This window comes from Sorangium sp. So ce124 (genome assembly GCF_051525235.1).
Lineage (GTDB): Bacteria > Myxococcota_A > Polyangia > Polyangiales > Polyangiaceae > Sorangium > Sorangium atrum.
The window spans coordinates 3,551,756-3,564,789 of the sequence record NZ_CP150312.1 but is presented as its reverse complement, the minus strand read 5'-3'; the positions used below and the strand labels follow the sequence as shown (position 1 = coordinate 3,564,789).

Annotated in this window: 8 protein-coding genes; 6 read left to right on the top strand and 2 right to left on the bottom strand. The window is 73.3% G+C overall.

The window, feature by feature from the left end:
• The first annotated feature begins 91 nt into the window (after window positions 1–91).
• The 4 genes from WMF19_RS13600 to WMF19_RS13585 all read left to right on the top strand — a co-directional run bounded on the left by WMF19_RS13600 (window position 92) and on the right by WMF19_RS13585 (window position 7,255).
• Complete coding sequence (locus tag WMF19_RS13600) at window positions 92–4,045, top strand: protein kinase domain-containing protein (protein WP_437899490.1); 3,954 nt, start codon at window positions 92–94, stop codon at window positions 4,043–4,045.
• Between the two features lie 9 nt (window positions 4,046–4,054).
• Window positions 4,055–4,543 carry an SsrA-binding protein SmpB gene (gene smpB, locus WMF19_RS13595; RefSeq protein WP_012234932.1) on the top strand — a complete coding sequence of 163 codons (489 nt, stop codon included), beginning with the start codon at window positions 4,055–4,057 and terminating at the stop codon, window positions 4,541–4,543.
• 163 nt (window positions 4,544–4,706) lie between these two features.
• Window positions 4,707–6,218: a pyridoxal phosphate-dependent decarboxylase family protein gene (locus tag WMF19_RS13590; protein ID WP_437899489.1), complete on the top strand. Its 1,512-nt coding sequence runs from the start codon at window positions 4,707–4,709 to the stop codon at window positions 6,216–6,218.
• A gap of 161 nt (window positions 6,219–6,379) precedes the next feature.
• Window positions 6,380–7,255 carry a hypothetical protein gene (locus tag WMF19_RS13585; protein WP_437899487.1) on the top strand — a complete coding sequence of 292 codons (876 nt, stop codon included), beginning with the start codon at window positions 6,380–6,382 and terminating at the stop codon, window positions 7,253–7,255.
• 43 nt (window positions 7,256–7,298) lie between these two features.
• Here WMF19_RS13585 and WMF19_RS13580 read toward each other — a convergent pair whose 3' ends face one another.
• Complete coding sequence (locus tag WMF19_RS13580; RefSeq protein ID WP_437899486.1) at window positions 7,299–9,341, bottom strand: amylo-alpha-1,6-glucosidase; 2,043 nt, start codon at window positions 9,339–9,341, stop codon at window positions 7,299–7,301.
• A gap of 308 nt (window positions 9,342–9,649) precedes the next feature.
• On the opposite strand from WMF19_RS13580, the gene WMF19_RS13575 reads away from it, so the two are divergent.
• Together WMF19_RS13575 and WMF19_RS13570 are read left to right on the top strand one after the other, a co-directional pair.
• Window positions 9,650–10,144 carry an SRPBCC family protein gene (locus WMF19_RS13575; RefSeq protein WP_437899485.1) on the top strand — a complete coding sequence of 165 codons (495 nt, stop codon included), beginning with the start codon at window positions 9,650–9,652 and terminating at the stop codon, window positions 10,142–10,144.
• Entirely contained in the window at window positions 10,141–11,145 is a 1,005-nt protein-coding gene (locus WMF19_RS13570) for a zinc-dependent alcohol dehydrogenase family protein (protein WP_437899484.1), read from the top strand. Before WMF19_RS13575 ends, WMF19_RS13570 begins: the two co-directional genes overlap by 4 nt.
• A 28-nt stretch (window positions 11,146–11,173) precedes the next feature.
• Here WMF19_RS13570 and WMF19_RS13565 read toward each other — a convergent pair whose 3' ends face one another.
• Window positions 11,174–12,973 carry a hypothetical protein gene (locus WMF19_RS13565; RefSeq protein WP_437899483.1) on the bottom strand — a complete coding sequence of 600 codons (1,800 nt, stop codon included), beginning with the start codon at window positions 12,971–12,973 and terminating at the stop codon, window positions 11,174–11,176.
• Window positions 12,974–13,034 lie beyond the last annotated feature (61 nt).

Below are 13,034 nucleotides of genomic sequence, written 5' to 3'. Positions count from 1 at the left end.
CGGGCGCGCTCCGGATCTCAGCTTTTCGTACTCATTCCCTCGCCCTCGCCCTCGCCCTCGCCGCACCGGACGCCGCCGCCCGAGAGGTCCTTTGCCTCGCTGCCCACGTTGCCACATCCGGGTCTCCGCCTCGCGCCCGTGTCCCCGCGACGGCTTCACGGCGCCCGCGGTCACGGAGGCGGGCGCCGGGGCGCCGTCGCGCATCGAGGGCTTCGCCGTGGGCGGCGAGCTCGGCCGCGGCGGGTTCTCGGTGGTCTGGGAGGCCACGCGCCGCGACGACGGCGCGGCCGCGGCCATCAAGGTCGCGCGCGCCAGCACCGGGCTCGCGTGGGCGCGCTTCGCGCGGGAGGCAGCGGCGATGTCGCGCGCCGGCGCGCCGCCCGCGCCCGCGCTCCACGCGCGCGGGCACCTCGACGACGGGCGGCCGTACCTCGCGATGGAGCGGGTGCGGGCGCCGACGCTCGCCCGATGGATCGAGGACCGCGCCGCGGGCGCAGGCGCGGCGGCCGCCCCCGACGGCGCGCTCGCTGTGGCCGCGGCGGTGCTCGAGGCGCTCGGCGCCGTCCACGCGCGCGGCGTCGTGCACCGCGATCTCACGCCCGACAACGTGGCGATCGACGCGACCGGACCCGCCGTGCGCGCGACGCTGCTCGACTTCGGGCGGGCTTGCACGCTCGGCGGCGGCGCCGCCTCCGCGACGGGCGACGGCGCGGCGTGGGCCGGCGCCGAGCGGACCGGCGCGGGCTTCGCGCTGGGGACGCCCGAGTACATGGCGCCCGAGCAGATCCGCGGCGAGGCGGCGGCGGACGTGCGGACGGACCTCTATGCGTTCGGCGTGATCCTCCACGAGCTCTTCGCGCTGAGGCCGCCCTTCGTCGGCGATCGCAGCGCGATCGAGCACGGCCACCTCTACCTGCGCCCGCCGCGCCTGCCGGAGGAGGCAGGCGCCCCCGACGCGGTGCAGGAGCTCATCCTCGCCTGCATGGCCAAGGACCCGGCCGAGCGCCCGCCGAGCGCCGACGCCCTCCGGCGCGCGCTGGACGACGCGCTCCCGCGCACGCTGGACGATGCGCGCCGCCGCGCGCCGTGCGCCCTGCCCGTGGCCGCCGCCGCGCCCGCGGCGGCCGAGACGCCCGCGGCGGCCGAGACGCCCGCTGCGGCCGAGACGCCCGCTGCGGCCGCAGCAAAGGCGCCGGCCGCGGCGCTCATCGCGGAGGGCCGCCGGCTGATGGCGCTCGTCGCCGTCGAGACCACGGCCAACGCCGCGCAGGTGAGCGCCGCCGTCGCGCGGCGCGCGGGCTTCGTGGCGCGGCGCCGCGGCCGGCGCTTCGTCGCGGTCTTCTCGGGCGCCGACGTCGAGGCGCCGCTCGCGGCCGCGCTCGCCGCCGCCGAGGACCTCACCCGCGGCGGGGAAGCGCGCGCCGCTGTCCACCTCGCCCCGCTCCGCAGCCGCCCGCGCAGCGACGGCCCGCCCGCCGTCTACGGCGCGGCGGTGGAGCAGCCCGCGACCTGGATCCCCGAGGGCGCGGCGGATCCCGTGGTGCTCACCGAGGCCGCCGCCCGCGCGCTCCCGGCGGCGCGCGCCGGCGCCGGCGCGGAGACGGACCTCCTGCGGCAGCGCGCGGGACCGCCGCTCGTCGGCCGAGACGACGTCCTCGACGCGCTCGCCGCCAGCGCCGGCGCCTGCTTCGCGCGCGGCGCGCCTGGGCTGTTCACGCTCCTCGGCGAGCGCGGCCTCGGCAAGTCCCGCCTCCTCACGGAGGCGGCCGCGCTGGTGCAGCGCCTCTGGCCCGGCGCGGCGGTGATCGCCGCCGCCGCGGAGCCGCCCGCGGCGGGGGATCCGGCGCGGCCGATGCAGGAGCTCCTGCGCCAGGCGCTCGCCGGAGCGCCGCCGGGCGACGAGCACGGCCCGCGCGCGCTCGCCTCCGCGCTGCGCGCGCGGGCGCGCAGCGGGCCGATCGCGGTCGTCCTCGACGACGCGCACTGGGCGCCCGACGGCCTCCTCGACGCGCTCGAGGTCGCCACCCTGGACGGCGAGCGCGGGCCCTGCTGGGTGCTCGTCGCCGCGGATCCGCGGCTCGCCGCCGCGCGCCGGGGGTTCGGCGCGCGCGCCGCCCGGAGCGACGCGCTCACCCTGGCCCCGCTCGACGCGGCCGCCGGGGTCCGGCTCGCCGCCGCGCTCCTCGCGCCCGCCGAGTACCCGCCCGCGGCCGCGCTCGAGCGGCTGCACGGCTGGGCCGCCGGCAACCCCGCGGCGCTCGTGGAGCTCGCCGCCGCGCTCAAGGAGGCCGGCATGGTGCGCCGGCGCGCGCGGACGGGCAGCTTCTACCTCGCCACCGCGGCGCTCGACCGCATCCCGCCCTCCCCCGCGTGGCAGTGGCTCGCCACGCGCCAGCTCGACCTCCTGCCGCGGGAGATCTCGGCGTGCGCCCGCCTGTGCGCGGTCCTCGGCGTCACCTTCAGCGCCGCCGAGGTCGAGCGCGTCCAGGGCGCGCTCGAGCGCGGCGGCGGCGCGACCACGCCCGTCGACGCGCGCGCCGGCCTGCGCGCGCTCCGCGACCACGGCCTGCTCGAGCAGCGCGCGCCCGATCGCTTCGCCTTCCGGAGCGCCGCGCTCCGCGACGCGCTGTACGGGATGCTCGACCCGTCGCACCGCCGTCGCGTCCACCAGGCTGCGCTCGAGGTGTGGCGTGACGCCGGGGATCCGGGCGCGGACGCGCTCGAGCGCCTCGCCCTCCACGCCGCGGCGGCGGGCGCGCGCGCGGAGGCCGCGGCGGCGTCGATCCGGCTCGCCGAGGCCGCGCTCGCGGCGCACGAGCACGTGGCCGCCGACGCCCATGCAACGCGCGCGATCGAGGTGATCGACGTAATCGACGTGGGCGACGTGATCGACGCGCCGGCCGAGGCTCCGGGAGGTGTGCCTGGCGAGGCGCTCGGCGGCGCCGACGGCCTGGCCAGGGCGCGCGCGCTCACGCTGCGGGGCGCGGCGCGCTACCGGATGTCGCGCACGCGCGAGGCGCTCGAGGACCTCACCGCGGCGGCCGCCTCCGCGCGCGCGTCGGGCGCGGACGCGCTGCTCTGCGACGCCCTGCTCGAGGAGGCCGCGGCGCTCGATTGGGACAACGACTTCGCCGGCTCGGCGGCGCGCGTGGAGGAGGCGCGGCCGATCGTCGCGCGCCTCGGCGACCGCCGGCTCTCGCGCCGCTTCCTCGTGGCCGAGGGGCGCTGCGCGTGGCGCCACGCGCGCGTGCCCGAGGCGGTCGAGCAGCTCGGCCGCGGCGCGGCGATGGCCGAGGCGGACGGAGATCACGAGGCGCGCGTCGTCGCGCTCCTGCTGCTCGCGTGCGCGCTGGTGGTGGCCGGTCGGCTCGCGGAGGCCGAGGCCCGCTTCGACGAGGTGATCGCGCTCGCGGCCGGGGCGAAGGACAGCGTCCACCTCTGCGTCGCGTACTGCAACCGGTTCTTCCTGTGGACCGCGATGGAGGCGCTGGACCGCGCGATCGACGATCTCCGGCGCGCGGTCGATCTGGCGCGCGAGGTGGGCAACCCGTGGCCCGAGCGCGCGGCGACCGGCAACCTCGCCGAGCAGCTCTTCTGGAACGGGAGCGACGACGAGGCGCTCGAGCTCGCCCGCCGAGGCCGCGCTCTCGAGGAGCGCTTCATGGAGCGCCCGGTGGTCGAGCTCTCGCTGATGCTCGCCCGGCTCCACGCCGCGCGCGGCGAGGGCGCCGAGGCCGCGGCGGCGGTCGCGTGGATCCGCGCGAGCTGCCCGCCCGGCCCGGGGGCGCCGAACGCGCAGGCCCTGCTGGACGCCGTGGCGCTCGCGATCGACGCGCCCGGCGGCGCGAGCTGGGAGGAGACGCTCGCGCGGTCGCGCGGCCTGCTCCCGATCGAGCGGCTCGAGGCGCTCTACTTCCTGGCGCGCGCCGCCCGCCGCGCCGGCCGGGAGGCCGACGCACGCGCGGCCTTCGCCGAGGCCCGCCCGCTGCTCCCGTCGGGCCTCTCGTTCGCCCGGCGCTTCGCCGCGCTGGGGATCGACGGATAAGATCCCCTGATGCCGAAGGAGAAGGCCAGGCCGGGCGAGACGCTCATCGCGCGCAACAAGCGCGCGGGCTTCAATTACGACCTCGGAGACCGGTTCGAGGCGGGGATCGTCCTCAAGGGGAGCGAGGTGAAGATGCTTCGCGCCGGCAAGGCCGACTTGACCGACTCGTTCTGCACGGTCCTCCGGGGCGAGGTGTTCCTGCACGGCGTGAGCATCGCCGCGATGGCCAGCGCCGCCTTCGGCCACGTGCCGAAGGGCGCGCGCAAGCTCCTCCTTCACCGGCGCGAGATCGAGCGCATCGATCTCTCGATCGCCCGCGAGGGCATGACCGCCGTCGCCACCCGGCTCTACTTCAAGAGCGGTCTTGCCAAGGTCGAGATCGCGCTGGCGCGGGGGAAGAAGAGCCACGACAAGCGCGAGACCATCAAGGAGCAAGACGCCGAGCGCGAGATGCGCGCCGTGGTGGTGCACGGACAGCGAGGGTACGGACGCGCGTGACGCTCCGGCGAGCTCGCGGAGGACCCGGCTCGGCGTCGATCGCAGGCCGGCGCCCCCGTGACGAGGCGGCCCGTCTCGCTGGACGTCTCTGGCCGTTTTCGCGACGTTTTTCGCCCGGAACGCCGCGCGCCGTGGAGCGCGCGATGACGTAGGATGCCGCGCGTTGGCCCGCCCGAAACGCCCGCCGTCAGGCCCCCACCCGCTCGAGCTGCCGGGCGACGCCATGCGCGAGATGGTCGAGCTCGCGATGGACCGCATCGTCCAGCACATCGAGAGCCTGCCGGAGCAGCCGATGCACGCGACGCGGGGAGGTAAGCGGGTCGCGCGCTCGCTCCGCGAGCCGCTGCCGGAGCGCGGCGTGCCTTATGAAAAGCTCCTCCGGAAGCTCTTCGGCAAGCTCATCCCGATGAGCCTGAACACGGCGTCCCCCGGTTACATGGGGTACATCCCGGGCGGCGGGCTCTTTCACGCGGCCGTGGCCGATCTGATCGCGGACGCGGTGAACAGGTATGTGGGCGTCTTCCAGGCCGCCCCCCTGCTCGTGCAGATCGAGGCGAACGTGATCGCCTGGTTCTGCGCCATGCTCGGCCTGCCCGAGGGTTCGGGGGGGATCCTCACGACGGGCGGCTCGCTCGCGAACCTGGTCGCGGTGATCACCGCGCGCCGCGAGCGCCTCCCGCCGGACTTCCTGCGAGGGACCCTCTATGCCTCGGAGGAGGCGCACCACTCGGTGACGAAGGCCGCGCTCCTCGCCGGCTTTCCGCCGGAGGCCGTGCGCGAGATCCCGGTGGACGGGCGCTTCCGCATGCGGCCCGGCGCGGCGGCGGAGGCTGTCGCGCGCGACCGGGCGCGCGGCCTCTCCCCTTTCCTCCTCGTCGCCTCGGCGGGCACGACGGGCACCGGCGCGATCGACGATCTGCCCGCCCTCGCCGATCTCGCCGAGGCCGAGCGCCTCTGGCTGCACGTCGACGCGGCGTACGGCGGCTTCTTCGCGCTCACCGAGCGAGGGCGCGCGGCGATGCGGGGGATCGAGCGCGCCGACTCGGTGACGCTGGACCCGCACAAGAGCCTCTTCTTGCCGTACGGGACGGGCTGCCTCGCGGTGCGCGATCGCGAGGCGCTGCGGCGCGCGCACGCGCTCTCCGCGTCGTACATGCCGCCGATGCAGGCAGAGGACGACCTCGTGGATTTCTGCGCGATCAGCCCCGAGCTGTCGCGCGACGCGCGCGGGATGCGGGTGTGGCTGCCGCTCAAGATGCATGGGGCCTCCGTCTTCCGGGCCGAGCTCGACGAGAAGCTCACGCTCGCCCGCGGCGCGGCCGACGCGCTCCGGCAGATGGCGCACATCGAGGTCGTGGCGGAGCCCGAGCTGTCGCTCCTCGCCTTCAGGGCGCGCCCGCCCGGCGTCGACGACGGGCCGGCGCTCGACGCGTTGAACCGGCGCCTCCTCGCGCGGGTGAACGCGAAGCAGCGGGTGCTGCTCACGGGGGTGGTGGCCGGGGGGCGGTTCCTGCTGCGGATGTGCATCCTGAGCTTCAGGACACACGCGGACCGCGTGAACGCGGCGCTCGCCGACGTCGCGACGAGCCTCGCGGAGGTGCTGGAAGAGCTCCGCGATGGGCGGCTTTCGCCCGCGCGCGGAAGCGAGCGGCACGGAGGAGCGGACGACGACTGAAGGGGCGCAACAGCCCAGCTCGCCCGGCGCTGGCTCGGCTCGGTCTCGTGGAACGGCCAGCCGTCTCGACCCCCACCGGCGAGGAGATCCCGAAGCTCGTCATGATGCTCACGGTGGTTTGGCTCCGGCGATCCATCTACGATCGAACCGAGGAGGTTCTCATGCGCATACAGCGACCTGTCTTGTTCGCGACGCTCCTGTCGGCCGTCCCCGTCGCGATGTCCGCCGTGCCCGGATGCGGGGATGACGAGGCGCGGGCAGGCAGCGATTTCCTCTCCAGCTATGCGAAGGCCCTCTGCGACCGCACCTTCGCGTGCTGCGACGCGGCGACCCGCGCTGCGCACGACCTGGACGCGAGCTCCGCCGACGCGTGCGCCTCGGAGCTCGAGGCGATCCTCGTTGCCGTCAGCGACGGAGGCGAGGTGAAGGGCACCTTCGTCCCGGAGAAGGCGGAGGCGTGCCTCGCCGAGGTGGACGCGGCCCCCTGCGCCGAAATTCAAATCGTGAGCGTGCTCTTGGGGGTGAACGCCAAGTTCACGCCGTCCTGCCCCGATGCGTGGGACGGCTCCGTGCCCGAGGGCGGGACGTGCGGCAACAACTGGGACTGCGCCCGGGACCGCTGCTTGCACACCGTCGACGCGAGCGGACAGTCGACGTCGGCGTGCAGAGCGAAGGCGGTGGCCGGAGAGCCATGCTCGTCGAGGTTCGACTGCGACGACGGGCTCCGGTGCGACCAGCCCTCGGCGCCCGACGCGGGGACGTGCGCGCCACGGCTCGCCATGGGCGAATCGTGCAAGGGAAGCCTCGACTGCCAGGACGAGCTTCGCTGCGGCGAGGACGGGACGTGCCAGGCGCGCGAGCAGGCGGGCGGTGCATGCGCGTCGGACGACGACTGCGCGGCCGGCGCGGCGTGCGATGGCGCCACGTGTACGCCGCTCGGCGCCGCCGGCGCGCCCTGCTCCGCCGATTCGGACTGCGCGTCCTTCGCGTGTGCTGATGCGACGGGCACCTGCGCCGACGTGTGCAAGGGCGGCTGATCTGGATCTCACCGGCGTCGAGCCCCGCGCCGGCGTCGTCGCGTCAAGCGGGCGCCTTGACGGGCGACGCCGCCTGGTCGAGGAGCGTGAAGGCGCGGAGCGCCTCGCCGACGCTCCACGCCTGGGCGATGCAGCCGCGCGGCACGAAGGGGGCGTCACCATCGAAGATCTCGCTGATCGAGCCGAGGCCGGCGGCGTTGATGTGATCGCCCATCGGCGCGAGCAGCCGGCGGGCTGCGTCGGGATCGCGGTAGACGCGGAGGTGCGCCTCGATGAACGGGCCGATGAGCCACGCCCATACAGTGCCCTGGTGGTAAGCGGCGTCGCGGCGCTCCTGATCGCCGAAGCAGACCCCCTGATAGGCCGGCTCCGACGGGGCGAGCGAGCGCAGCCCGTACGAGGTCAGGAGCGCCCGCGCGCACGCGTCGACAACGGCGCGCTGTCGCTCGGGGGAGAGCGGGCTCTCGGGGAGCGACACGGCGAAGAGCTGGTTCGGCCGGAGCGCCGCCTCGGCGCCGGAGGGCCCGTCGAGGACGTCGTAGCAGTAGTCCGCGGCGGCGTTCCAGAAGCGCTCGAAGGACGCGAGGGCCCTCGCCGCCATCCCCTGATAGGGCTCGGCGGGCTCGCCGAGGCGGGCGGCGAAGGCGACCATCGCCCGCAGCGCGTTGTACCAGAGGGCGTTGATCTCGACCGGCTTGCCGATGCGCGGCGTGATCACGCGATCACCGACCTTGGCGTCCATCCAGGTGAGCTGGACGCCTTCCTGCCCGCCGCGGAGCAGACCATCGCCCGGGTCGACCTGGATCCCATAACGCGTGCCCTTGATATGCCAGTCGACGATGTCCCGCAGCACCGGGAACAGATCGCGCAGGAGCCCGTCGTCGCCGGTCGCCTCGTGACAGGCGCGGATGGCCTGGAAGTACCAGAGGGTGGCGTCCATCGTGTTGTATTCAGGGACCGTGGCGGCGTCGGGGAACCGGTTGGGCAGCATCCCCTGATCCACGAAGGCGGCGAACGTGCGGAGGATCGGCGCGGCGATGCTCGCCTGTCCTGTCGAGAGCGCGAGCCCGGGGAGGCTGATCATCGTGTCGCGGCCCCAGTCCTCGAACCAGGGATACCCGGCGATGATGCTCTTGCCGGGGCTGCCGCCGGGGCTCTTACCGGGGCTGCCGCCGGGGCTCTTACCGGGGCTCTGCGCGCGGTCCACGACGAACTGGTCGGCGGCGAGGACGAGCTGTGAGATCCACTCCGGGGCGGCGGCCGCGCCCGACGGCCTCGCCCCGCTCCACGCAGCGAGGAGGGCACGATCGCGCGCGCGGCGGCGCGCGAGGGCCTCCGGATCGACAGCGGTGGTGCCGTCTCCGGCGGCGGCGAGGAACACCACCGTCTCCCCGGGCAGGAGGGTCGTCTCGAAGGTCGCGACGTGGATGTGGTCGTCGCGATCGAGGAGCCCGCGCGCCGTCTCGGACGGGAGCGCGAAGCCGCGGTAGAGCTCCGTCGCGGGGGTGGCCGCGCCGCCTTCCAGCTTGAGGAACAGCGGCAGCGCGTCGCCGGCCGTGACGACGCGGACGCCGCCCGAAGCGGCGCTGACCCCGGCCGGCCACGCGACGGTGCCGGTGTTGTGGAAGACGCGGTTGTTGGCGATGGCGCGCGCGGTGAAGCGCAACGGCTCGCGGGCCCGGAGCGCGGTGTAAGCGATGTAGGTGGTGTTCTGGCCGTGCTCCATCCAGATGCGCTTTTCGAGCAGCGCGTCGGCGCAGGCGTAGCGCCAGCAAGGGATCGAGCCGTCGAGCGCGAAGTGCTCGATGTTGACGAAGCCGCTCGGCGCGACGGCGCCGCTCGCCCAGCGGTTGGTCGCGAGGTCCCAGGCCGCGCCGCCGTACGTGACGGTCTCGTCGAGCTTGACCAGCATCAGCCGCCGATCGACGGGCGGCCGGAGGGCAGCGACGAGGAGCCCATGGTAGCCGCGCGTGAGCGAGCCGGCCACCGTCCCGGAGCCATAGCCGCCGATGCCGTTGGTGACGAGCCACTCGCGCTCTTCGGCGATCCCCAGATCGCCGCAGATCTCCCTCCCCATCCCGACCATGCGCTCCTCCTCCGGGACATCTATAGCTGACCGAGCCGGCTCGACGCGACCCCCGAAATCGCCGAGACGTCCTCGGTCGGCCTCGCCATCGGCCGGTCCCTCCCGACACCACGTTGCCCCCCCCGCGACGCGCCATCGCTCGCCGACGACGGGCGGCGACCGCTTTGTCACGCCATCCGCAATTGCGCCATGCCGGGAGGCCGGCTCCACCCTTCGCGGATTCACGACACACTTGTTACTCTCCGCTTTCGCGGCTGCCTGCTAGAGACCTCTCCTACCTCGTTGACCACCAACCCATGGAGAGAGCCATGACTGACCGCAACTACACGACCACTTTCACGGTCCCCCAGAAGCCAGCCGAGGTATTCGCCGCCATCAACAATGTGCGCGCGTGGTGGTCTGAAGGCATCGAAGGCGAAGCCCATAGAATCGGAGCCCGATTCACGCACCGCGTGCTGAACCTGCACCGGTGCGATATCGAGGTCAAGGGCCTCGTCGCGGGCGAGAAGGTCGTCTGGACCGTTCTCGACAATCACTTCAGCTTCACCAAAGACGAAACGGAGTGGAAGGGCACCGACATGGTGTTCGAGATCGCCAGGAGAGGCAACAAGACCGAAGTGAAGTTCACCCACGTTGGGCTGGTGCCCGAGTACGAGTGCTACGAGGTCTGCAAGGACGGGTGGCGCACCTACATCAACAGCCTGTACGCCTTGATCACTACCGGAAAAGGACAGCCCAACGTCGGCGAAGCCAAGACGGAGAGCGAGCAGGCGCTCGCCCGTTCGGCAAAAGGTGTTTCGTGAGATCGATCCGGTTGCGAGCGCCAGGAGGCTTACACCAGCTCCACCTGGTCGAAGAAGATCGTCCCGAGCCGGGGCCGGGCGAATTGCTGATCAGGGTCCGGGCGAGCTCGCTGAACTTCCATGATCACATGGTGGTGCTGGGAAAGATCCCATGCGCCGATGACCGCATCCCGATGACCGATGGCGCTGGAGAGGTGATCGAGGTCGGCGCCGGTGTCGATGAATTCCATCCCGGGCAAACGGTCGTCAGCACCTTCTATCCGCACTGGCTGGCAGGCGAACCGACGCCGACGGCCAAGCGGGACATACCGGGAGAGATGGTGGACGGCTATGCCCGCGAGTATGCGTGCATGCCGGCGCACGCCTTCACGAAAGCACCGACCGGCTACACGCCTGTCGAAGCGGCGACGCTCCCCTGCGCGGGTGTCACTGCCTGGCGAGGCCTGGTGGTGGCCGGCCGGGTGAGGCCCGGGGACACCGTGCTGGTCCTTGGCACGGGCGCGGTGTCGCTCTTCGCGCTGCAGTTCGCGAAAGCCGCAGGCGCACTGGTCATCGCGACCTCTTCGTCCGAGGAGAAGCTGGAGAAGCTCAAACGACTCGGGGCCGATGCGGTCATCAACCACAAGGCCATGCCGGACTGGGGTCGGCAGGCCAGGGACTGGACCGACGGACGCGGTGTCGATCATGTGATCGAGGTCGGCGGGCCCGCCACCCTGGCGCAGTCGATCGCAGCCTGCAGGACAGGCGGGCACATCGCCTTGATCGGCCTCTTGACCGGGTTTGTGGCAGAGGTGTCGATCCCGACCCTGTTTTCAAACCAGATTCGCATCAGCGGGATCTCCATTGGCAGCAGGGCAGACCAGGAGGACATGATCCGGGCGATAGAGGCCAATCGTTTGAAGCCCGCGATCGACCGCTCATTTCCGCTGCATGGAATCGCCGACGCCTTCAGATACTACGAATTCCAAAGGCGCTTCGGGAAGGTTTGCCTCGAACTTTGAGCTGTCCCGCGGACATCCCGCCGCAGATTCAACGACTTTGTGGTCCACTTGGTGAACCACCGGCCCGCAGCTCGACGAGCAGCTCGTCGCAAACGGCGATCCGCGGATCGGCCGGATTGCACACCCACCCGCCTATCACTGGCAGCGCGATCTTGGTGCCGCTCGGCCCGTGGGTGAACACCGACATCGTGCCGACTTCCAGCGCCCAATCGGCGGGCTCCGGCGCCGCGAAGTCGGCGACCTCCTCCAGGCTGCCCTCGACGCGCTCCTCCTCACCGCTCGCGAGCGTCCAGATCCGCCACTCCTTGGCGCCCACGCGCGCGGCGACGCGCCTGCCGTCGAGCGAGAACCGCGGCGCCGGCTCGGAGAACCGCGGCCGCCGGCCCGATGCCGTCGCCCGGCCGCAGCGCCGCACCATCGCGCCGTCTTCGGTGCGGACCTCGATCTGCCCGCCCTGCTGCACCGCGAGCAGGCTCGCGTCCTCGGCCATCCCCAGCGCCCAGCCGGCGAGCTCGAACGCCACCGTGCGGATGCAACGCCCGTGCGGGAGCTCGTGCAGCGCCACCGTCGTCTCTTCCTGGCGCAGCGCCGCCAGGCGCGACCCCTCGCGGTCGTACGCCAGCGTGTACCAGTGCGGAAAGCCGAGCGGCTCCTCCATCACCAGCGGCTCCCCGCTGCGCGCGTCCCACAGCTGCAATCCGCCGTGCGTGCAAATCAGGTGACGTGTCCCGAAGTGCAGCCACGGCTGCGCCGGCCCGCCCTCCAGATACGGTTCCAGCTCTGGACTGAGCCGCGCGATCCGCCGCCCGGTGCGACCGTCGAGCAGCTCCCGGTCGCACAGCAGCCGCTCGCCGCTCGGATCGAAGCGCGGCGGGAACCCTGGCAGCGGCGGCCGCGTCCTCTGACGCACGAGCTCCGCCAGTGACCAGATCCGCAGCGCCGCCCCGACCGTGGCCACGTGTTTGCCACTCGGCGACAGGCAGATCGCATGGCCGCCGATCGGCAGCACGTGTGCGCGGCCGTCGATCCACCCGATCGTCCCGCTGCGGTACGTCGATACCACCATCTGCCCGCCGCTATCGGTGACATCGGAGACCGGCGAATCGGTTGCGAGCTGCCGCTCGACGGCCAGCGTCTCGGGATCGACGACGTACACGAATCCTCCGGCGTATTCGTCGAGCGTCCCGTACACGATCAGGCGCGAGCCGTCGGCCGAGAGCTGCGCGTGCGCGCTGCCCTCCTCCGGGCACGGCAATGCCACCCGCAGCGCGCCTTCCGACCGGACCAGATACGCCGGCCCCCACCCGTCCGTCACGAACCGCGGATACGCCGGCGCGGCCGCGTCGTCCGGCGGCTCCGGCTCGATCACGGCGCGGCTCTCGGTCCAGCGCCAGCGCAGACGCTCCCGCCGGCGCTCCTCGGGCGGCTGCGCGTTCGGGTGCAGCCGCCTCGCCGTCAGCACCACCTCGTCCTCCGACGCGAAGCGCGGCACCTGCAGCCCGGCGAGCGACAGCTTCTCGTCAGGGTACAGCTCGGCGAGCAGACCGTCGTGCATCGGCAGTCCGCGCAGCGGGCGAATCCACGGCCGCCCGCGCGCCGCGAGCTCCTTCGCCCACGCTTGGTGTAGCGATGCCAGCGCCTTGACGCCGAACGTCCGCGCCAACAGGCAGCTCCCCAGCGAATCGGGGTACTGCGTCCACAGCCTGCGATCGGCGTCCAGCGCGCGACGGATCTGCGATCGAACCGCCTCGTCGCGCAGCTCCGCCAACCACGCCTCGAGGGAGCCGGTGGCGAGGGCGGACTCGAGCGCAGCGAGGGCGGCGGGCATGCCTCGCTTATCGCACGGACCCGCCCACGTGAGCAGTCGTTCTCGGGCCTCCTCGGCACCT